The organism is Martinezella sp. CNPSo 3795, assembly GCF_057784475.1.
In genome coordinates, this window is the sequence record NZ_JBXSOQ010000013.1 from 35,005 (window position 1) to 54,876 (window position 19,872).

Here is a 19,872-nt window from a genome sequence, read left to right on the forward strand (position 1 = left end):
CCAACTCCGTATTCTTAGCCGAATTAGCCTGGCCATGGACTTGCTATGATCGTACTGCTCACCCGCCGGATTTTCGGACTTGTGCTGACGCTGATTGCCGTCTCGCTGCTGGTCTTTGCCGTCATGGCGCTGCTGCCGGGCGACCCGGCCGCGATCACGCTCGGCACATCGGCGACGCCGGAAACACTTGCCGCGCTCCGGCATGATATGGGTCTCGATCAGCCGCTGATTGTCCGCTACGGCCAATGGCTCGCCGGCGCGCTGGCGGGGGATCTCGGCACGTCCTATACCTATGGCGTTCCGGTCGCAGGCCTGATTGCCGAGCGGCTTGCCGTTACCCTGCCGCTTGCGCTGCTTGCCATCCTGTTGTCGGTTCTTGTCGCCGTACCGCTCGGCGTTGCGGCAGCGGCAAGACGCGGCGGCGTCTTCGATATCATCGCCACGCTGTTTTCGCAGATGGGCATCGCCGTGCCGGGCTTCTGGGTCGGCCTGTTGCTGGTTCTTCTGTTCGCCACCTCGCTCGGCTGGATGCCGGCCGGCGGTTTTCCCGGTTGGGAAAGCGGATTCTGGCCCTCCCTGAAATCTTTGGTGTTACCCGCGATCGCACTTGCGCTGCCGCAGGCGGCAGTGTTGACCCGCGTGACGCGCTCGGCCGTGCTCGACACGCTGCATGAGGATTTTGCCCGCACGGCGATCGCCAAGGGCCTGTCACGCAGCCGCGTGCTGTGGGGACATGTGGTGCCGAACGCCCTGGTGCCGGTGCTGACCATTCTCGGGCTGCAATTCACCTTTCTCGTCGCCGGGGCCGTGTTGATCGAAAATGTCTTCACCCTGCCCGGCCTTGGCCGCCTCGCCTACCAGGCACTCAGCCAGCGCGACGTCATCGTTCTGCAGGATGTCGTGCTGTTCTTTGCCGGCCTCGTCATCGTCGTGAATTTTCTGGTCGATCTCTCCTATCTCGTCATCGATCCGCGATTGCGAGCGGGAGGTGCGCGATGACTGCTGTCGAGGCCAAAATCGCCGCGACGTCTTCCCGCCGTCGTTTTCGGGCGCTGCGGCGGATGAATCTGATCGTCGGCGCCCTCATTATCCTCGCTCTTATCGGCGTCGCCATCGTCTCCTTGTTCTGGACACCGGTGCCGCCGGCGAAGATGCAGATCCTCCACAAGCTGCAGCCACCCTTCGGCTTCGGACTTCTCGGCACCGATCAGATCGGCCGTGATGTCCTGTCGATGCTGATGGCGGGCTGCTGGAATTCGCTGTCAATCTCCGTATCGGCGGTTGCGATCGGCGGGACGCTCGGAACGATCATCGGCGTTTCCGCCGCCGCCCAACGCGGCCTGTTCGAGGCGCTGGTTATGCGCGCCTGCGACGTGATCTTCGCCCTACCACCGATCCTTTCGGCCATGATCCTTGGTGCATTTCTTGGGACCGGGCGCTCCACGGCAATCATCGCCATTGCGGTTTTCATGGTGCCGGTCTTCGCCCGCGTCGCGCTCGGCTCTGCCTTGCAGGCGTGGAGCCGCGACTATGTGCTGGCGGCGCACGCCATCGGCAATACGCAGCTTTCCATCACGCTGCGCCATGTCCTGCCCAACATCATGGGCAGTATCATCGTCCAGGCGACCATCCAGCTCGGCCTTGCGATCCTGACTGAGGCTGGGCTCGCTTTCCTGGGTTTGAGCGTACCGCCGCCCGCGCCGACCTGGGGTCGGATGCTGGCCGATGCGCAGACCTATTTCCACGTTGCGCCGTGGCTCGCCCTGCTGCCGGGGCTTGCCATTGCGCTCTCCGTGCTCGGCTTCAACCTGCTCGGCGACGGGCTGCGTGATCTCCTCGACCCCCGCGAGGCGACGCGCTGATTGAGACATGAAGAGTATAGATCATGACCGAACCTACCGATCTTTCCATCCGAGACCTCCGGCGCCAATTTGCCAACAAGAGCCTATCTCCCAGCGAATACTGGCTGGCACTCGAGACGCATATCGAGGCATGGGAGCCGACAATCGCCGCTCTTTACGCCTATGATCCGGAGGATGCTCGCCGGCAAGCCGCGGCCTCCACGGAGCGCTGGGCGAAGGGTACGCCGCTTGGAACTCTGGACGGCATTCCGGTAACGTTGAAGGAGCTGATCGCCACCAAAGGCCAGCCGGTGCCGCTCGGCACGGCGGCCGTCGAGCTTATTCCTGCAGCCGAGGACGCGCCGATCGCCGCCCGGATGCGCGAGGATGGCGCGGTGATTTTCGCGAAAACCACCTGCCCCGATTACGGTATGCTCTCATCAGGCCTTTCGAGCTTTCACAAGCTCAGCCGCAATCCCTGGGACCCCAGCCAAAATCCAGGCGGCTCCAGCGCCGGTGCGTCTGCCGCTGCCGCTGCCGGCTATGGGCCGCTGCATATCGGTACCGATATCGGCGGCTCGATACGCCTGCCGGCAGGATGGACCGGCATTTTCGGCTTCAAGCCGAGCAATGGCCGCATCCCGATCGATCCCTATTATCTCGGGCGATGCGCCGGACCGATGACCCGCACGGTCGAGGATGCGGCCTTTTCCATGGCTACGCTCTCACGACCCGACTGGCGCGACAGCACGAGCCTGCCGCCGAATGAGATCGACTGGATGAATCTCGACATCGACATCCGAGGCATGAAGATCGGCCTGATGCTCGATGCTGGCTGCGGCCTGCCGGTCGAGGACGAGATACGCGATGCGGTCGCTGCTGCCGCCAAGCGCTTCGAGGAAGCAGGCGCCATCATCATCGACGTCTCGCCGGTGCTGACCAGGCAGATGCTTGACGGACTCGATGCTTTCTGGCGTGCACGCTTCTGGGGCGATATAACGGCTTTGAGCGAGGAACGCCGCAACAGCATCCTGCCCTATATCTATAGCTGGGCGAAGGGCGGCGCCGGTATCAGCGGCGTCGATGCCGTTCGCGGCTTCAACCAGACCTACGAGATGCGCAAGAGCTGCGCCAAGCTCTTCGCGGAGGTGGATGCCGTGCTTTCGCCAACCAATCCGATCGTCTCCTATCCCGCCGAATGGGCTTCGCCCACCAACGACCCTGTGCGGCCGTTCGAGCACATCGCCTTCACCGTTCCGTGGAACATGTCGGAGCAGCCGGCGGCATCGATCAATTGCGGCTTCTCCCGCTCCGGCATGCCGATCGGCATGCAGATCATCGGCCCGCGCTTCGACGACATGCTGGTACTTCGTCTCTCGAAGGCTTTTGAGGACTGGACCGGCGGCGTGACGAACTGGCCGAAACGGCCGTCATGAAGCAAACTTGGAGACAGCCAGCTAGTCCAGCGACAATGGCAGCGAAAGGCCGACCTTGACCCGGTCCATGGTCACGAGCGACTTGAACTTCGTGACATTCGGATTGTCGTAGAAAAGACGCCGGGCCACCTCCTCATAGGCGGACATGCTGGGGACGACGATGATGAGCACGAAATCGGCCTCGCCGGTGACCCCGTAGCATTGCTGGACTTCCGGCGCTTCGAGGAAGCTGCGCTTGATCGCGTTGATGAGGTCGTACCGCTCGTTGGCGATATGGACCTCGACCACGATGGTGATCGGCAGGCCTATTGCCGCCGGATCGACGACCGCGATATTGGCCTGGATGACGCCGCTTTCCTGCATACGCTTGATGCGCCTCTGCACAGCCGGCGCCGACAGGTTGATCCGTTCACCGATCTCCCGTTGCGGAACCATACTGTCCTTTTGGAGAATCTCGAGAATTGCCAGGTCGAACTCATCGAGATCGGCGGGTTTGCGCATTTCAATACATCCTTACCGCAAAGAGGAAACAAAATTGCATGAAAGCCATCAAAATGGAGCCAAATCCTCTTCCCCTATGTACTAGCTTTGCGCCACAAATCACCTGACTTGCAAGGGCACGAGAATGTCACAGCCGGACACCGAATACGATATGCGCAGCGCGAGCCTCGGGGAAAGCGAAGATACGAAAGGCTTTCTTCTTGGCGTTGTCGCGATGATCCTCGCGGCGCTGGCCATGAGCATTTCGCCCAGCCTCGTGCGTCTTGCCGATGTCGGGCCTTTCGCCAGCGCCTTCTGGCGTGTCTTTCTGGCGCTGCCGATCCTTTGGATATGGATGCGATATGGCGAGGCTGCGGAACCCGATGCACCCCGCGCCAGCTTTACGATACCGACGGTCCTCGCCGGCATTGCCTTCACGGGCGACCTGTTCTTTTGGCATCTCTCGATCATGCGGACGACGATCGCCAACGCCACTTTCTTCGCAACGATGGCGCCGCTTTGGGTCGTCATCTTCGGCTGGCTTCTTTTGAGACAGCGTGTCAGCCGCGCCACGCTTCTCGGGCTTCTCGTCTGCCTTGCGGGCGGAACGGCACTCGTCGTCCAAAGCCTGGCATTCAATCCGGACCGAGCCGTCGGCGATGCGCTCGCCATCATCACCGGCGCCTTCTTCGGCCTTTATTTCCTGGCAGTCGGCGAGGCACGCCCGGGGACCAATGCCGCGCGCGTTACCTTCGAATTGAGCGTCATAACCTCGGCGATCCTGTTCCTGATCGCCTTCTTCTTCGAGCCGCGCATCCTGCCGCAGTCGATCTCGGGGTGGGGTGTGCTTCTCGCGCTCGGCCTGATCAGCCACGCTGGCGGACAGGGGCTGCTTTCGGTGGCGCTCGGACGATTGCCAACCGTTTTCTCCTCGCTCGTCATTTTTCTGGAATCGATCGCGGCCGCCGTTTTCGCCTGGTTCCTGTTTGGCGAAAACGTCACCCTGCTGCAGGCGCTCGGCGGCATCGTCATCGTCGCCGGCATCTGGATCGCGCGCCCTCGCACTCCGTAGACTATCGCTATCGGGAGTGCAGAAAGTCGCCACTACAAGGTCGCTGCACCCTTGTGCGAGACATCGGCATCCAGATCGTGCAGCGCCTTTTCAATTACGCGCAAATCATCCTGGAGGCCGTCGTCGGCACTCATCGAGCTTTCGCTGCCGGCGCGCTGGATAGCCCGAGCCTCACTGCGCAGCTCGCGAAGCCTGTCGATCTTGCCACTCTTGCGCAGATGATTGTCGAACAGAATATCCCGCACCGTCTTTTCCATGGCCGTAATGGGCATGAGTTTTCTCCTCTCGATAGGATATCTCGATCAAGAAGATAACGGGTGAGAGAAAGGACGGTTCCGGAGCGCAATCAATCGATGAAACGGCGGTAACCTGTCGGCCGCTCATAAAGCCAGCCGATGCGCTCAATAGCTGCAGCAAAATTCTCGCGGGCGACGGTCATGGTATGGCCGTTGGCATGGACGATGGTGTCCGGATCTTCCATGATCGCGACATGACCTTTCCAGAAGACGAAATCGCCGCGCTTCAACTCCTCGCGCTCGATCGGCTGGCCGAGGCTGGCAGCCTGCATGTCGGTATCGCGCGGCGCGGCGCGGCCCGTCATCGACAGTGCCAGCTGGACGAGGCCAGAACAATCAATGCCGAGACCTGAGCGGCCACCCCACAGATAGGGCGTCTCCAGAAAGCGTACGGCGACATCGACGAAGTCGCCGCCCTTATTGTAGCCGATCGGCTCGACATGCTTTGCGAAAATGGCAGTGCCATCCTCCAGGACGACATAATGATTGCCGCGCGCCTCCGCCGTGCCGGCCACATGCACGAGGCTGCCCATGGAGAGAATTGCCACGTGCGGCTTGCGCAGCTCCGGCTCCGGATAGAGGAAGGTGCGCTGCGGGACGACGATGTGGGTCGGGGGTGCCGCACCCTCCTTGATCGCCGTTTCCGGGAGATAGCCGACGTAACCATCGGACAGAGCCTTGACCCAGCACCAGCCGTCGCGGCGCTCGAATATAGTCACCTCTTCGCCCATCAGTAGCTCGGTATCGATGCCCGAGGCGAGATCAGGCTTGGGCCGAAGCGCAATGACCGGGACGGCAATGCGTGCAGCAATACCCTCGACGAAGCGCTCGGCCTCGACCTTGCCCTTGAGAGACGCCTCGGCGAGATCGGGTCTGAAAGCATTGAGACGGCGGTCGAGCATCATGGTAAATTCCTGCGGTTACAATTTTCGGCCATGCTCGATGATGAGATCGCCGAGTTTTTCAAGATAGAGTGCACCGGTGACCGTTCGCTTAATGATGACGTTGCGGCGATCGCGATCGTCGCGCACGCGGTCGACCAATCCCATCACGCCCATGGTATCAAGCGCCCGGGTGATGACCGGCTTGGTAACGCCGAGGGTCGCGGCCAGACCGCGCACGGTATGAGGAGGCGGCACAAGATAGATCTGCAGCAGGATTGCCGTCTGCCGCAGCGTCAAGTCATGATCCTCGCGGCGCACCTGAGCGAGCGTCACGCCATGCCAGAGGCCGAGAGCCTGTGAGGCGGTGAGTTCAAGCGGCAAGGGCAACCCCGGAATTCGTTACGCTGCCGTTCCAGTCTCGGCCAAGATCATGGCGGTTTCAAGGGGTGTTTTGGTTCCAGCTCCTTCGAAGATGAACCATCGCCAATAGTAGTCGTAGAATTCAAGGAGGGTGCGCACCCCCCTCTGTCACTTCGTGACATCTCCCCCACAAGGGGGGAGATTGGTAACTCGCTGCATACACCTGCCACAAGTTGACATCGCGCCTGTTGAAATTGCAGTTCGTTGTTTTACGAACGACAAGCAGCAGACTCCCAACGATCTCCCCCCTTGTGGGGGAGATGTCACGAAGTGACAGAGGGGGGTATCAAACGTGCGGCAGGCTTAAAAGCCCGCTTGCCTTCCTAAGCTGCTGGCCAGGTGAGCCCGACTTTGTTGCGCTTACGTGCCTGGCCCCTCACCCTAACCCTCTCCCCGCAATGCGGGGAGAGGGAATAACAATGACCTACCGTACGCTCTGCCTGATATGATGATACAGAGCCCGGATCGCCTGTGCCTCGCCGCCGCCGGGGGAATGCGGGCGTTCGCTCGGCGCCCAGCCGAAAATATCGAAATGCACCCAGCTCGGCGTCTTTGTCACGAAGCGCTTGAGGAACAGGGCAGCCGTAATGGAGCCGGCCATGCCGCCTGATGGAGCATTGGTGATATCGGCGAATTTGGTCCGGATGTCCTTGTCGTAGCCCATATAGAGCGGCATCCGCCACAGCGGATCATCCGTCTCCAGGCTCGCCTCGGTCAGATCGCTGGCAAGCTCGCTATCGTCTGTGAAGAAAGGCGGCAGGTCGGGGCCGAGCGCAACGCGGGCTGCACCTGTCAGCGTTGCCATGTCGATCATCAGGTCCGGCGCGTCTTCGTCGGCATAAGCCAGCGCATCGGCGAGGATCAGCCGGCCCTCGGCATCCGTATTGTCGATCTGCACGGTCAGGCCCTTGCGGCTCCTGTAGATATCGCCAGGACGGAAGGCGTTGGATGAAATCGAGTTCTCGACGACCGGAATGATGACGCGAAGATCGACCTTGAGCTTGGCGTCCATGATCATCAGCGCCAGGCCCATCACATTGGCGGCGCCACCCATGTCCTTCTTCATCAGCAGCATCGAGGATGCCGGCTTGATGTCGAGGCCGCCGGTGTCGAAGCACACGCCCTTGCCGACCAGGGTGATGCGGCGATGACCCTTCTTGCCCCAGCGCAGTTCCAGAAGGCGCGGCGCATCGGCGCTGGCGCGACCGACCGTGTGCACGAGAGGGAAATTCTCCTTCAGGAGATCATCGCCGATGATGACGGACATCTCTGCCTTGTAGTGCTCGGCAAGCGCCCGGAAGGCGGCTTCGAGCTGTTCCGGACCCATGTCGTTGGTCGGCGTGTTGATGAGGTCGCGGGCAAGGAAGACGCCTGCCAGCTGGCGCTTGATATCGGCAGCATCGGCATCGCGCGGGATCATCAGCGTGGGTGCCGCGGCTTTTTCCGACTTGTAGCGGTCGAAGCGATAGCTGCCGAGACCGAAACCAAGCGAGAGCCGGTTCGCCGTCAGCGGCGCCGTCTCGATATGCCAGCCGCCGGCCGGCAGGCTGCGCGCCAGCTTGCCCGTGAGGAAGGGTTGCTCGGATGGGTTAGAGCCTAGGCCGAAGAGAGCGCCGCCCAGATGCCCCTCCGCGGTCGGGATCAGCAGCAACGAACCGCTCTCCGCCTTGTAACCCGCCTTGCGTGCCCAATCGAGCGCGATGGGATCGATGGTACCGGTCTCGATATGCGCGGGGGTAACGGCAAAGATCGGCAGGGTCGCGCCACCCTTCGAATTGAAGGGCGTCGCGCGCTCGATGAATTGATAGGGGGCCATGACTATCCTTTGACGATGACTTCAGGGAATCGGGGACTTCAGGGAATCGAGAGTTAACCGTCTGTTAGGGTTAACAGATTATTGCTGGAGCGAACATTGCGTCGAACCTTTCCCTGTTCCGATTCTAGGCCGGACGCAAGACTATAGGAATTCAGGGATAAGCGTCATGCCCGCCGTCTCAGCTGCGTCTTCATTCAGAACCTTTCTTTTCCGGGGAGCTTCGGCTGCACTTCTGGCGATCGCGCTCGCAAGCTGCTCGACAACCGGAAAGGACCGGATGACGACCGGCTCGATTCCGAAGACGTCGCAATCTCTCGACACGATGAACAGCACTGATCTGGCGCAGGCAACTGCGACGTATGGCAAGGCCTATGACGCCAATCCTAAAGATCGCGATGCCGGCGTCAATTATGCCAACGCCTTGCGCATGAGCGGCCGCAACGACCAGGCGCTTGCCGTCATGCAGCAGGTGGCAATCGCCAATCCGAGCGATCGCGGCGTCCTGGCCGCCTACGGCAAGGCGCAAGCGGCGGCAGGGCAGCTCGACGAAGCGCTCTCGACTATTGACCGCGCACAGCTGCCGGATCGGCCGGATTGGCGGCTGGTTTCGGCGCAGGGCGCCATCCTCGATCAGCTCGGGCGCTCCACCGATGCACGCGCCAAATATCGCGATGCGCTGGTGCTCGCCCCCAACGAACCGACCGTTCTTTCCAATCTCGGCATGTCCTACGTGCTGACCGGCGACCTCAAGAATGCGGAGAGCTATCTCCGCACGGCCGTCGCCCAGCCGGGCGCCGACAGCCGCGTGCGGCAGAACCTGGCGCTGGTCGTCGGGCTACAGGGTCGCTTTGCGGAAGCCGAACAAATCGCCCGCCAGGAACTGACGCCGCAGCAGGCAAACGCCAATGTCGCCTATCTGCGCGGCATGCTGGCACAGCAGAACTCCTGGCAGAAGCTTGCCGCCAGTGGCGATAACAGGAAAGTAGCCCAGCAATAGAGCGGGAGAGCCGAAACAGCTTCCCTACCCAACTTTCGAAAACGGAACTCGTCAGCGGAGCGGTTGAGGCGCACGCCCGGTAGCCGTAGGCCTTAACGCCAGATGTGGCGCGGCAACCCCTCGGCGACAAGCCGCGCGCCGAGGGCGCCCATCACAACGCCGGCCACCCGATCTATCCATAACTTCGCACCGAGATAGATGGCGCGCGGCCGGTTCGACGAAAAGGCCAGCGTTACCACCGTGTACCAGCCCACCTCGACAAGGAAGACTGCGGGCGGAACCGTAAACAGCAGCCAGGGAGCCGGAGCCGCCGGCAGAAGTGCGGCAAAGATACTACCGTAGAAAATGGCTGTCTTCGGATTGCTGAGCTGCGTGCCGAGCGCAAAGAGGAAATTGCGCATCACACCGCCTGCAGCCGGCGTCGTAGGCGCATCGATGGGAAGATCGTCCGCAGCACCGCGCCAGATGCGGATGCCGATATAGATCAGATAAAGGCCACCGGCGACTTTTAGCGCCAGATATAGCCATTCGACTTTCATCAGCAATGCGCTCAAGCCAAAGAGGGCCAAGGTCGCGAAAATGACGCTGCCTGTTCCCATGCCGAAGGCCGCGGCAAGACCTGCCTTGCGTGAGCGGGAAACTGCGATGCGCGAAACGAGCACGAAGCTTGGGCCGGGGCTCACCGCCCCGATGAAGACTGCCGCGACGACGCTGAAAAATATTGCCAGGGATTCCATGCGAGACCTCCCAATATGGGCGACATTGCATGGAAGATAACCATACCCGCATGCCGCGAGCAAGTCGGCGGCTCAGAATTTGTCCATTGCCTGAATGATCGCCGGGCCGAGAATGACCGCCATCAAGACCGGCAGGAAGAAGACGATCATCGGTACGGTGAGCTTCGGCGGCAGTGCGGCGGCTTTCTTTTCCGCCTCGTTCATGCGCTCGTCGCGGCCTTCCTGCGCCATGACACGCAAGGCCTGCGAGAGCGGCGTACCATAGCGTTCCGCCTGGATGAGCGCCTGCGTGACCGATTTGACGAGCTCGATCTGGGTGCGGGCGGCGAGATTGTCGAAGGCGGTGCGGCGATCCTGCAGGAAGGAAAGCTCGGCCGTGGTCAGCACCATTTCCTCGGCGAGTGCCGGGGACTGCTCGGCCATTTCCTCGGACACGCGATGCATGCCGGCTTCGATTGAAATGCCCGACTCTACACAGATCAGCATCAGGTCGAGCGCATCCGGCCAAGCGCGCTTGATCGATTTCTGGCGCTTGGTCACCAGATTGGAGATATAGATGTTCGGCGCATAGAAGCCCAGATAGGCGAAGCCAATGACGCCAAGCAGCCGGATCGGCAGGGGCTTTGCGGCAAACCAGCCGAGAACGAAGACGATGACGATCGCAACTGCCAGAAAAAGGAAGGGCAGCAGGAATCGCGCCACCAGGAACATGTTGAGCGCATTTTCAGAGCGCAGGCCGGCAGACCGCAAGCGATTGACGGTATTGGCATCGACAAGCGCATTGCGCAGGTTGAACCGCTCGACGATCTGTCTGACGTTTCGATTGTTGTGGCTCCGCAGCGATGCCTTGCCGCCCTCTGCGCTCAGCCGTGCGCGTTCACGGGCGCGAATCTGCTCGCGCTCTGTCGAAACGGCCTTCATGCGCTTGCTGAGATCGCCACGCTCCAGCAGCGGTATGGCAATCGTGTAGAAGGTCGCGAAGACGGCGATGGCAACCACAACGGCAAGAAGGGTGCCAGGATCGGTCAAATTGGCTGCCAGATCGGACATGGGCGACGCGGCTCCTTCCGCTCAGATCTCGAAATTGACCATGTTGCGCATGATGAAGATGCCGAGCGACATCCAGATGCCGGCTCCAAGCAAGATCAGATGGCCGCGCGGGTCGGCGAACAGGATCATCATGTATTGCGGCGACGTCAGATAGACGAGCAGCATCACGATGAAGGGCAGAGCACCGATGATGACGGCGGATGCCTTGGCCTCCATCGACAATGCCTTGACCTTCGCCTTCATTTTCTTGCGTTCGCGCAGCACCTTCGAGAGGTTGCCCAGGGCTTCCGACAGGTTGCCGCCCGCCTGGGCCTGAATGGCGATGACGATCGAAAAGAAATTTACTTCCTGCAGCGGCATATGGTTCGCGATGCGTGCGCAGGCGTCCGACATGCTAAGACCGACCTGCTGCGCCTCGACCACCCGCCGAAACTCCGTCTTGACAGGCTCTCGCGCCTCGCCAGCCACCAGCCGCACTGCATCGTTGAGCGGCAGGCCCGAGCGAAGCGAGCGCGTGATGAGGTCAAGCGAGTTCGGAAACTCTTCGAGGAACTTGCTTTGCCGGCGCTTGATGAGAAAGCCGATGACCCAGCGCGGCAGGCCGAAGGCAGACGCAAAGAACATTCCCAAAATGACAAGAGGCGGCGCGCCGACGATGAAAAAGACCAGCATGACGAAAAGACCGAAGAGCACGCTGAAGATGTAGAAGCGCGACGGCGTCAACGACAGGCCGGCCTGCGCCAGACGCGCCTTGAGCGACTGCTTCTTCTTCGTATTTTCGCTCTGTCGCCGCTCCAGGTCCTTGAGTGTGTCCTGCACCGACTTGCGCCGCTTGGACATTTCCTGGACGCGATCGCGCGCAGCCTTGACCTTGACGCGATCGGTCTCAGCCTGCTTGACCCGGTTGACCCGGCTATCGGCCTTTTTCTGTGTCTCGATCCGTGAATAGAGAATGCCGTAGCAGACCGCGGCGGCGGAGACCGCCGTCAGCAGGACAATCAGCAGCACTATCGGATCGATACCAAACATCGCGAGCCCTATTGCGCCTTCTGTTCCATCTCATCGAGGGCGGCTGCCAGACGCCGCTCCTCGTTATAATAGCGAGCACGATCCCAGAAATGCGGCTTGCCGATACCGGTGGAGACGTGCCGCCCGATGATCCGGCCGTTCGCATCCTCGCCCTCGATTTCGTAGCGCATCAAATCCTGGGTAATGATCACATCCCCTTCCATGCCAATCACCTCGGTGATCTGGGTGATGCGGCGCGAACCGTCACGCAGGCGGGCAGCCTGGATGACGACGTCGACGGAGCTGGATATGATCTCACGGACGGTCTTGGCCGGCAGGCTGAAACCACCCATGGCGATCATCGATTCCATGCGGCTCAGGCATTCGCGCGGCGTATTGGCGTGGATCGTGCCCATGGAGCCGTCGTGACCCGTGTTCATCGCCTGCAGCAGGTCGAAGACCTCGGGTCCGCGCACTTCGCCGACGATGATGCGTTCGGGGCGCATACGCAGGCAGTTCTTGACGAGATCGCGCATGGTGATCTCACCCTCGCCCTCGATGTTGGGCGGACGGGTTTCGAGGCGCACCACGTGCGGCTGCTGCAATTGCAGTTCGGCGGTGTCTTCGCAGGTGATGACGCGTTCGTCTCGATCGATATAGTTGGTCAGGCAGTTCAGAAGCGTCGTCTTGCCCGAGCCCGTACCGCCTGAAATGACGACGTTGCAGCGCACGCGGCCGATGATCTGCAAAAGCGTCGCGCCCTCCGGCGTGATGGCGCCGAAGCGGACGAGCTGCTCGAGCGTCAGCTTGTCCTTCTTGAACTTACGAATGGTGAGTGCAGGACCGTCGATGGCCAGCGGTGGGGCGATGACGTTGACGCGCGAACCATCGGGCAGGCGCGCATCGCAGATGGGGCTCGATTCATCAACGCGGCGGCCGACCTGGCTGACGATGCGCTGGCAAATGGATAGAAGCTGGGAATTGTCGCGGAAGCGGATTTCGGATTCGACGGTCTTGCCGCCAACTTCGATGAAGGTCTGGCCGGCGCCGTTGACCATGATGTCGGCGATGTCGTCGCGGGCGAGCAGCGGCTCCAGCGGACCGTAGCCAAGCACGTCATTGCAGATGTCCTCGAGCAATTCCTCCTGCTCGGAGATCGACATCGCGAAATTCTTGATCGTGATGATATCGTTGACGATATCGCGGATTTCCTCACGCGCCGCCTCGTTACCGAGCTTGGAGAGCTGCGAGAGATCGATCGTATCGATCAGCGCGGAGAAAACCTGCGATTTCGTATCGTAATATTCTTCGGTGCGCGCCACGCGACGCCGGCTAGGCGTCTGCATCGGCGGCGGAGCGACCTGCTGACGTGGCTGCGCGGCATCACGGGACGGCTCTATCAGCACAGCCGGCGCCGTTGGCCCGCCAGCGGGAACGGGTGCACGCGCCGGTGCCGGCGGAGGCATTGCGCCGCCGCTCTTTGCAGGACCTTCACTTCCGCGCTTGCCAAACATGTCTTCGATCCAATTCTACTGCTGCTGCATGGCTTTCACGAAAGATTGGCTTTCGGAATCCATGTGAAATCATAGGGTTACTTCCGCTTTAAAAGGCCAAGCAAACCGCCCTTTCTTGCCTTCTTCAAAGCAACACGCCCGGTAACGATGTGCGATATCTGCGAGAAAGTTTCCGCAATCGGCGACTTGGGATCAGTCTCGGAGATCATCTGCCCGCTGTTGGCGGCATTACCGAACAGGTTGATGTCAAAGGGTATGATGGCGATCGGGTCGGTCTCCAGCGGCGCGCAGAATTCCGAAGGATTGATCTCCGGGCGCTTCGGCATGCCGACCTGATTGAGAATGAGGTGCGGTGCCTTATCGTTCGGCCGCAGCTTGCGCAGAGCGTCGATCAGGTTCTTGGCGTTGCGCAGATTGGCAAGATCAGGCGCGGCACAGATGACGACCTCGTCTACGGCACCAAGCACCGAACGCGTCCATTCCGTCCAGACATGCGGCACGTCGAGAACCGCCACCGGCGCGCTGCGCTGGAGAACGTCGAGCACCGGCAGGAATGCCTGCCCTTCGAAATCATAGGCGCGGTCCAGCATCGAGGGCGCGGCGAGTAGCGACAGATGCTGCGAGCATTTGGTCAGGAGCCGGTCGAGAAAGACCTCGTCGAGGCGTTCCGGCGCATAGACGGCCTCGGCTATCCCCTGAGCCGGGTCCTGGTCAAAATCGATATTGGCGGTGCCGTAGGGCAGATCGAGATCGGCGAGAATGGTTTCGGTCGAGAAGAGGCTGGAGATGCCGAAGGCGCAATTATGGGCGATGGTGGATGCGCCCACCCCACCCTTGGCACCGATGAAGGCAATGCTGCGGCCGAGCGGTTCGGCATCGGGGTCGATGAAGATCGATGCCACCGCCGTCATCAGATCGATCATATCGGTCGGCTGTACGATATATTCTGAGATACCGTTGCGGATGAGTTCGCGGTAAAGACCGATATCGTTGTGATAGCCGACGATGATGACCTTGGTGCTCGGATCGCAGACGGCAGCGAGCGGTTCGAGTTCCGCCAGGAGGCCGCGTGGGTTGGCGCGCGTCTCCAGAATGATCAGGTTTGGGGTCGGCGCTGAGGCGAACATGTTCGCCGCAGCCGCCACACCGCCGCTGGTGATCCGCAGGCTGACCTTGGACATGCGCCGATCGTTGGCGCACTGATCCATCACCTGCTGCAGCTGCTCGCTTTCGCAAAAAGCATGTATGGAAATACGCGGCAGCGGCCGCAGATTGTCGAGGTTGCCCGAGCGCGAAGCTTCCTCCGCTTCCGGGGCAGTCGAGCCGATATCGTATTCGATGGCGTTCATGATCTCATCCCGTTGCGCCAGCCTCTTGCGTTCAATTTCCGCTACCGAAGCCGCCGACCGTCGCCGTGCTGGTCGGAGTTGAGCCGCTGCGATAATCGCTGATGACCTTGCTGCGCTGATCGGCATCGATCGGTGTCATCGCGCGCGGCGAAATCAAATCGGTCGGATTAGCGACCTGCGCTGCCAGATTGTGCTGGGTCGCACAGCCGAAATTATAATAGTTCTGATTGTCGAATGCGTTGTCGGAAAGATCGTCCGGCCACTGGCCGCAGGCGTTGGTGGCCGCCGTCGTTGCGGTAAAGCGCAGGCGGATCGGCGCAGCATCGCCCGGGCCGCCCGCCGGGTAATAGCTGTTGACGATTCGCGCCGACGGAATACCGTTCGTGACCAGCTCCCGACGGATTTGTGAGTTGAGCGCCGATGCGGCGAAGGCATTTGGCGATTGCCGCGGCGACAGGATTTCCACCGTGCCGCTTGCATGGGCGCGATAATCCTGAACGAAACCGCGAACCGTATCGCGCATGCCTGTTGTCAGGTGCCGGTCACTGGCCGCGACCGGTATATCGACGCTATGCTCCTTTTCGGTGAGCACGATGGGATGCCGTTGGCGATAGTCATCCCTGATGGCGCTCGTCGTCATGCCATCTGGGGAGCCCGCGCAACTGCTGACGGCCGATATCAGCGCCAATGTCGGGAGGATCAGCATCGATCTTGAAAAACGAGGCCGGGCACCGCCGGGTGTATTGCGTTCGAGGCTGGCCATCTCTTGCTCTCTCGTTGACCTCGTTGAAAAGGCTGGCGTCATGATCCCGCTCTTCACTTGTAGATGAAGCCGACTGTGCCGTGGAAATCGGCATCGGCGACCGGCGGACCATCCTTGCGGCCGTAGATCTTGTTGACCCGGTTCATGAAGAAGACACCGGCATCGTTCGTCGGAGAAAAATTGTCGTCGGGGCGAGCAAGCTTGTCGCGCGCTACGGGGCGCACGAGATAGGGTGTCGCGATAATCACAAGCTCGCTCTCATCCCGCTGGAAGCTCTTCTGACGGAACAGGGCACCCAGGATCGGAATCTTCGATGCACCCGGCGTTCCCGAGGTCGTCTGCTGCACGTTATCGCTCAGCAAGCCGGCAAGCGCGATCGATCCCCCGGATGGCAGCTCGACCGAAGTATTGGCGGCACGCTGGTTGTAGGTCGGGGTGGATGACGATGCGACCGGTTCCGAGACCTGGGTCTGCACATGCAGGCTGATGCGGCCACCGGCCAGGACCACAGGCGTGAAGGCCAGCGTAATACCATAGGTATAGGGCGTAATCGTCGTGTTGCCGTCCTTGTCGGTCGTGGAATAGAGCGTCTGACCACCGGAATTGAAGGTAGCAGCCTGTCCGGAAATGGCGGTCAATGTCGGCTCCGCCAAGGTGCGCACGGCACCTGCCTGCTCGAGAGCATTCAGATAGGTGCTGATATTGTATTTGCCGAGCGCATATTTGAAGAGTGTCGAGATACCACCCGCGCCGGTGGCGTTTGTGGGATCGCCGTTTACTCCCAGGAAATTCGTGGTTCCGCTGTTTCCGATATTGCCGAGTTGAGCGACGCCGAGGCCGGAGGAATTGCTGACCAGGTTGTCGAAACCAATCTGCTTCAGGACGCTGCGCTTGATTTCGGCGACGGTCACCTTGAGCGTCACCTGATCCTCGCCTTCGATTTGCAGCATGTTGACGATCTGCGAGGTCTGCCGCCCTTCGGCGAAAATGGCGACTGCGTTGTTGTCGCCGCTGCCGGAGGCGGTCTGGTTTCGTGTCGTCGCTTCGCCGCCCTTCAGGAAGGCTTGGGCGAGCTGCTGTGCGCGGATCGAATCCTGCGGCGTGCGCACGATGCCGGTGAGGACGATGTTGTCGGAGATGATCTCGACGTTGATATCGGAGTCCGGGATGAAGCGCTTGATATTATCCTGCAGGCCAGCAATATCGCGCTCGATCTGGAGATCGAGGCTGACGATCTCCTTGCCGTCGGCGCCGAAGATGAAGATGTTGGTCTGGCCGACCGTCTTGCCGAAAAGGTAGATGCGGCGCGAGGTCCGCGTCACCGCATCGGCCATCTTGGGATCGGAGACAAGGATGTCATGGGCGTCGGCGGGCAGATCGACGACAAGCGCCTTGTTGAGACCAAGCTTCAAAGTGCGCTTGGTGCCGAGGCCGGCTATTGTGACGATACTGTCCGAGCCGCCTGCAAAAGCTGTGGGCGTGCGCAGAAAGGCCGGAACATCTGCCAAGGGCAGGCCGGCAAAGGCAACCGAGAAGGAGAGGCTTACGGCAAGGGGGAGGCTGGCTTTCTTGCTTGTCTTTAACATGGTCTCGCCCCTTCTCATTGCGGTTTCGGCCCGCTGGGGCCGTCGGTCACGATCGCTCCCGATTTGATGACCTGGATCATGCTGCCGCCATTGTCCCCGGCCAGCAGATAATCGGCGGCCGTCGTATCGGGTTGCTGCGCGTCGGCAACGGAGCGCAGTGCCAGCGTCAGGCGATCGGCCATCTGATGCGCGACCGCCAGGACCTTCGTCTGGTCCGGCGTCAGCTCCAGCGTCGCGGTTGCCCCAACGACGGCTTTGCTTCCGTCCTGCTTTTCCTCGATCTGCTGATCGACCGCCAGAACGCGAACGTTGCTGAGCACGGTTTCGGTGACGAGCTGCTGCTGCGAACCCTTGCGCACCATGATGACATCGACGCGGTCATTCGGAAGGATGAAACCGCCTGCGCCGGTGGCGACGGAAATCTCGGTGGCGACGGCGCGCTTGCCCGCCGGTAGCAACGAAGAAAGGATACGGCTGTTGGAATCGGCGACCTTTTCCTCGCGGATCGGCTCGCCCTCGAAGATCGGCAGGCGAACAACCGCGCCGGTCAGATCTTTCAACGCATTAGGGCGCTCGCGTTCAGTGATGAGACCTTTGACGATGCCGCTTTCCGGCCAGGGCATCCAATGGATCGATTGCTCGTTCAGACGCGAACCGACGGGCAGATTGGCACCGGCAACGAGGACATTGATCGTCGCCTCCTTCTCCACCACCGCCGCAATCTGCTGGGGAACGATATCGCGCGAACCAGCCAGGCGCATTGCGAGCAGACCGGCCATCCCGGCCGCGACGGCTGCCACTGCGAGTATCATTATGCGAGCGGGTTTCATGGTCATTCCTTGAGGAACAGGATTCTTCGCCCTGCAGAATGACCGATAATTGGTGTAATTATGGTTAATGGCTGGTTACATTTATTGTTATTTAACCATGATTACTTGGTGTATATTAGAAAATGTATATGTGCGAGTTTGTTTTTACTAGTCGACTCAAGCCAAGGCGCGCGTCGCCGCAATCAACACCGGTGAAGATGGAAAGGCGAGAATGCCAGCAATCGCGATCGCGATGCCGTAAGGAATTTTCTTCGCGATCACCAGAGAGTTCGGCAGAGGAAGACCAATGGCCAAAATCGTGTTGGCCTGCGAGCGGAGCAAGATGATCAAAACCGTCAACGCCCCACCGATAAAGGCTACGTAGATCAAGAACTCTAGGAGGGATGCATCAAAGCCGAACCAAAGCGCGGCCGCGGCCAGGAGCTTGGCGTCACCGCCGCCCATGACATTTAATGCGAACAGTGCGAAGCAGGCGAGGAAGACGGCGATGGCACCGGCGAAATGAATACCGATTTCCGAAAACGACAAGCCGAAGATCTGCGCGAGTACCAGAAATGCGAGTGCGAGTGCCAGTGAAACGCGATTGGGGATCGTCATCGTCAGAAGATCGGAGATCGCCGCGATCGACATGCAGAGCGGAAATATTAACAATGTTGAAGCTTCAATCATTGAAGATACATCGCCTATTGCGAAAGTAAAAACATCGAAAACCGCTCACTATACCGAGCGGTTTTCGCCAAGAATCTGCACTAAATATATACTGGGCTTATTTGTTGACCGCAGCAGCATTAGTCATGTGGTTCGAGATATTCTGAAAGGTGGTGTTCAATGTACTACCGAGGGTCGTCGCGCCGGTGATGATGGCGACCGAGATCAGGGCGGCGATCAGGCCGTATTCAATTGCGGTCGCGCCGGATTCATCCTTCAGGAAACGCGAAAAAAGCTTGGACATAAGTTTAACTCCACTTTGTTGACAGCACGTCCGCCAACTGTTGCCGTTGATCGGATGAGTTGCACGGTAGCTTCCCGCCGTTTCCATCGCTTTAAAGAATTAGGTTAATGTGCAGTAAATACAAAAGCGAAAATAGAATAGTTAATGTGACTTGCATGTTCTTCTGTGCGTTTTTAAAGAAAATCTTCAGCCAAATAGAAATTATTAGATGTATGAATATTAGTACGATATACGATTCGTCTCGAATTAATACACGATCTGCGGAAGAAGGCGACGAGGAGGGTCCGCATGGGACATCTGCGCCATAATTACATGACAGAAGGCGAGCTTAATCGTTCATTCACCATTCTTTCTCATTCTATCGGGAAATTCTTTTCGCCATAGCTTTCCAAGAGGCCAAGCCATGCCAATCGGCGGCAGAACAGCATTCCTTGCCGGCATTGTCGCCATGGCCGGCATGATGCCGCAGCTTTCCCACGCTGCCGGAGAAAGCATGCTGCGCGTCTATATGGATCACGCGCGCGTATTGAAGCTGGACCGCCCTGTCAGCAAGGTCATCGTCGGCAATTCGCAAGTCGCCGATGCCACGGTCGCCGATCCGAAAACCATCGTACTGACCGGCCGCAGCTTCGGGACGACGAATATCATCCTGCTCGATACCGACGGCAATGCCATCGTGGACGAGCAGATCCTGGTATCGATCGACGAAGGCAATACGGTCCGTGTCTTCCGCCAGACGGATCGCGCCGTGCTGTCATGCACGCCCAATTGCGAACAGCATGCCCAGCAGAACAATACGACGACGACCCCAACGGCTGCAGCCGGACAATAGAAACATTCG

21 protein-coding genes are annotated in these 19,872 nt (G+C 60.1%); 6 read left to right on the forward strand and 15 right to left on the reverse strand.

Annotated elements, in window-relative coordinates:
• Window positions 1-45 precede the first annotated feature (45 nt).
• The 3 genes from AC13QY_RS27090 to AC13QY_RS27100 are packed head-to-tail and all read left to right on the forward strand — an operon-like array spanning window position 46 to window position 3,277.
• Window positions 46-999, forward strand: coding sequence for an ABC transporter permease (locus AC13QY_RS27090; RefSeq protein ID WP_145633761.1), 954 nt, complete (start codon window positions 46-48; stop codon window positions 997-999).
• A complete protein-coding gene (locus AC13QY_RS27095) occupies window positions 996-1,862 on the forward strand; it encodes an ABC transporter permease (RefSeq protein ID WP_113391034.1) in 867 nt (288 codons plus the stop codon). The genes AC13QY_RS27090 and AC13QY_RS27095 overlap by 4 nt, the downstream gene beginning before the upstream one ends.
• Window positions 1,863-1,885: 23 nt before the next feature.
• A complete protein-coding gene (locus AC13QY_RS27100) occupies window positions 1,886-3,277 on the forward strand; it encodes an amidase (RefSeq protein ID WP_488494281.1) in 1,392 nt (463 codons plus the stop codon).
• A gap of 21 nt (window positions 3,278-3,298) precedes the next feature.
• Here the strand turns inward: AC13QY_RS27100 and AC13QY_RS27105 are convergent, their stop codons facing one another.
• Entirely contained in the window at window positions 3,299-3,778 is a 480-nt protein-coding gene (locus tag AC13QY_RS27105) for an Lrp/AsnC family transcriptional regulator (RefSeq protein WP_113391032.1), read from the reverse strand.
• A 124-nt stretch (window positions 3,779-3,902) separates the two neighbouring features.
• Between AC13QY_RS27105 and AC13QY_RS27110 the strand changes: the two genes are divergently transcribed.
• Complete coding sequence (locus AC13QY_RS27110; RefSeq protein ID WP_488494282.1) at window positions 3,903-4,829, forward strand: DMT family transporter; 927 nt, start codon at window positions 3,903-3,905, stop codon at window positions 4,827-4,829.
• Between the two features lie 32 nt (window positions 4,830-4,861).
• Here the strand turns inward: AC13QY_RS27110 and AC13QY_RS27115 are convergent, their stop codons facing one another.
• From AC13QY_RS27115 to AC13QY_RS27130, 4 genes are all read right to left on the reverse strand, one after another.
• Entirely contained in the window at window positions 4,862-5,101 is a 240-nt protein-coding gene (locus tag AC13QY_RS27115; protein ID WP_092714676.1) for a hypothetical protein, read from the reverse strand.
• A gap of 74 nt (window positions 5,102-5,175) precedes the next feature.
• Window positions 5,176-6,030: a C40 family peptidase gene (locus AC13QY_RS27120; protein WP_113351441.1), complete on the reverse strand. Its 855-nt coding sequence runs from the start codon at window positions 6,028-6,030 to the stop codon at window positions 5,176-5,178.
• A gap of 15 nt (window positions 6,031-6,045) precedes the next feature.
• Complete coding sequence (locus AC13QY_RS27125; RefSeq protein ID WP_041677769.1) at window positions 6,046-6,390, reverse strand: MarR family transcriptional regulator; 345 nt, start codon at window positions 6,388-6,390, stop codon at window positions 6,046-6,048.
• Between the two features lie 463 nt (window positions 6,391-6,853).
• The gene (locus AC13QY_RS27130; RefSeq protein WP_488494283.1) at window positions 6,854-8,245 is read right to left on the reverse strand and encodes a leucyl aminopeptidase family protein; all 1,392 of its coding nucleotides are present in this window, start codon (window positions 8,243-8,245) and stop codon (window positions 6,854-6,856) included.
• 166 nt (window positions 8,246-8,411) lie between these two features.
• On the opposite strand from AC13QY_RS27130, the gene AC13QY_RS27135 reads away from it, so the two are divergent.
• Window positions 8,412-9,242, forward strand: coding sequence for a tetratricopeptide repeat protein (locus AC13QY_RS27135; protein ID WP_488494284.1), 831 nt, complete (start codon window positions 8,412-8,414; stop codon window positions 9,240-9,242).
• 92 nt (window positions 9,243-9,334) lie between these two features.
• On the opposite strand, the gene AC13QY_RS27140 is transcribed toward AC13QY_RS27135, so the two are convergent.
• The 10 genes from AC13QY_RS27140 to AC13QY_RS27185 all read right to left on the reverse strand — a co-directional run bounded on the left by AC13QY_RS27140 (window position 9,335) and on the right by AC13QY_RS27185 (window position 19,031).
• Entirely contained in the window at window positions 9,335-9,979 is a 645-nt protein-coding gene (locus AC13QY_RS27140; protein ID WP_113330642.1) for a LysE family transporter, read from the reverse strand.
• Between the two features lie 72 nt (window positions 9,980-10,051).
• The gene (locus tag AC13QY_RS27145) at window positions 10,052-11,029 is read right to left on the reverse strand and encodes a type II secretion system F family protein (protein ID WP_069610978.1); all 978 of its coding nucleotides are present in this window, start codon (window positions 11,027-11,029) and stop codon (window positions 10,052-10,054) included.
• Between the two features lie 21 nt (window positions 11,030-11,050).
• Window positions 11,051-12,058 carry a type II secretion system F family protein gene (locus AC13QY_RS27150; protein WP_488494285.1) on the reverse strand — a complete coding sequence of 336 codons (1,008 nt, stop codon included), beginning with the start codon at window positions 12,056-12,058 and terminating at the stop codon, window positions 11,051-11,053.
• An 8-nt stretch (window positions 12,059-12,066) separates the two neighbouring features.
• Window positions 12,067-13,551, reverse strand: a complete 1,485-nt coding sequence (locus AC13QY_RS27155) for a TadA family conjugal transfer-associated ATPase (protein ID WP_069610976.1) — start codon at window positions 13,549-13,551, stop codon at window positions 12,067-12,069.
• Between the two features lie 77 nt (window positions 13,552-13,628).
• Window positions 13,629-14,900, reverse strand: a complete 1,272-nt coding sequence (locus tag AC13QY_RS27160) for a CpaE/TadZ family protein (protein ID WP_145323358.1) — start codon at window positions 14,898-14,900, stop codon at window positions 13,629-13,631.
• A 31-nt stretch (window positions 14,901-14,931) separates the two neighbouring features.
• Window positions 14,932-15,663: a CpaD family pilus assembly protein gene (locus AC13QY_RS27165; RefSeq protein WP_152094606.1), complete on the reverse strand. Its 732-nt coding sequence runs from the start codon at window positions 15,661-15,663 to the stop codon at window positions 14,932-14,934.
• Window positions 15,664-15,716: 53 nt separating this feature from the next.
• On the reverse strand, window positions 15,717-17,249 hold the full coding sequence (locus tag AC13QY_RS27170) for a type II and III secretion system protein family protein (RefSeq protein WP_113420607.1): 1,533 nt from the start codon (window positions 17,247-17,249) through the stop codon (window positions 15,717-15,719).
• A gap of 14 nt (window positions 17,250-17,263) precedes the next feature.
• Window positions 17,264-18,079 carry a Flp pilus assembly protein CpaB gene (gene cpaB, locus AC13QY_RS27175; protein ID WP_113351449.1) on the reverse strand — a complete coding sequence of 272 codons (816 nt, stop codon included), beginning with the start codon at window positions 18,077-18,079 and terminating at the stop codon, window positions 17,264-17,266.
• Between the two features lie 156 nt (window positions 18,080-18,235).
• The gene (locus AC13QY_RS27180) at window positions 18,236-18,748 is read right to left on the reverse strand and encodes an A24 family peptidase (protein WP_113351450.1); all 513 of its coding nucleotides are present in this window, start codon (window positions 18,746-18,748) and stop codon (window positions 18,236-18,238) included.
• A 97-nt stretch (window positions 18,749-18,845) separates the two neighbouring features.
• Window positions 18,846-19,031, reverse strand: a complete 186-nt coding sequence (locus AC13QY_RS27185) for a Flp family type IVb pilin (RefSeq protein ID WP_113351451.1) — start codon at window positions 19,029-19,031, stop codon at window positions 18,846-18,848.
• Between the two features lie 403 nt (window positions 19,032-19,434).
• Between AC13QY_RS27185 and AC13QY_RS27190 the strand changes: the two genes are divergently transcribed.
• A complete protein-coding gene (locus tag AC13QY_RS27190) occupies window positions 19,435-19,863 on the forward strand; it encodes a pilus assembly protein N-terminal domain-containing protein (protein ID WP_145323346.1) in 429 nt (142 codons plus the stop codon).
• Window positions 19,864-19,872 lie beyond the last annotated feature (9 nt).

Coding starts and splice junctions, on each gene's coding strand:
- AC13QY_RS27090 (WP_145633761.1), top strand. CDS start 46: ATGATCGTACTGCTCACCCGCCGGATTTTCGGACTTGTGCTGACGCTG.
- AC13QY_RS27095 (WP_113391034.1), top strand. CDS start 996: ATGACTGCTGTCGAGGCCAAAATCGCCGCGACGTCTTCCCGCCGTCGT.
- AC13QY_RS27100 (WP_488494281.1), top strand. CDS start 1,886: ATGACCGAACCTACCGATCTTTCCATCCGAGACCTCCGGCGCCAATTT.
- AC13QY_RS27105 (WP_113391032.1), bottom strand. CDS start 3,778: ATGCGCAAACCCGCCGATCTCGATGAGTTCGACCTGGCAATTCTCGAG.
- AC13QY_RS27110 (WP_488494282.1), top strand. CDS start 3,903: ATGTCACAGCCGGACACCGAATACGATATGCGCAGCGCGAGCCTCGGG.
- AC13QY_RS27115 (WP_092714676.1), bottom strand. CDS start 5,101: ATGCCCATTACGGCCATGGAAAAGACGGTGCGGGATATTCTGTTCGAC.
- AC13QY_RS27120 (WP_113351441.1), bottom strand. CDS start 6,030: ATGATGCTCGACCGCCGTCTCAATGCTTTCAGACCCGATCTCGCCGAG.
- AC13QY_RS27130 (WP_488494283.1), bottom strand. CDS start 8,245: ATGGCCCCCTATCAATTCATCGAGCGCGCGACGCCCTTCAATTCGAAG.
- AC13QY_RS27135 (WP_488494284.1), top strand. CDS start 8,412: ATGCCCGCCGTCTCAGCTGCGTCTTCATTCAGAACCTTTCTTTTCCGG.
- AC13QY_RS27140 (WP_113330642.1), bottom strand. CDS start 9,979: ATGGAATCCCTGGCAATATTTTTCAGCGTCGTCGCGGCAGTCTTCATC.
- AC13QY_RS27145 (WP_069610978.1), bottom strand. CDS start 11,029: ATGTCCGATCTGGCAGCCAATTTGACCGATCCTGGCACCCTTCTTGCC.
- AC13QY_RS27150 (WP_488494285.1), bottom strand. CDS start 12,058: ATGTTTGGTATCGATCCGATAGTGCTGCTGATTGTCCTGCTGACGGCG.
- AC13QY_RS27155 (WP_069610976.1), bottom strand. CDS start 13,551: ATGTTTGGCAAGCGCGGAAGTGAAGGTCCTGCAAAGAGCGGCGGCGCA.
- AC13QY_RS27160 (WP_145323358.1), bottom strand. CDS start 14,900: ATGAACGCCATCGAATACGATATCGGCTCGACTGCCCCGGAAGCGGAG.
- AC13QY_RS27165 (WP_152094606.1), bottom strand. CDS start 15,663: ATGGCCAGCCTCGAACGCAATACACCCGGCGGTGCCCGGCCTCGTTTT.
- AC13QY_RS27170 (WP_113420607.1), bottom strand. CDS start 17,249: ATGTTAAAGACAAGCAAGAAAGCCAGCCTCCCCCTTGCCGTAAGCCTC.
- cpaB (WP_113351449.1), bottom strand. CDS start 18,079: ATGAAACCCGCTCGCATAATGATACTCGCAGTGGCAGCCGTCGCGGCC.
- AC13QY_RS27180 (WP_113351450.1), bottom strand. CDS start 18,748: ATGATTGAAGCTTCAACATTGTTAATATTTCCGCTCTGCATGTCGATC.
- AC13QY_RS27185 (WP_113351451.1), bottom strand. CDS start 19,031: ATGTCCAAGCTTTTTTCGCGTTTCCTGAAGGATGAATCCGGCGCGACC.
- AC13QY_RS27190 (WP_145323346.1), top strand. CDS start 19,435: ATGCCAATCGGCGGCAGAACAGCATTCCTTGCCGGCATTGTCGCCATG.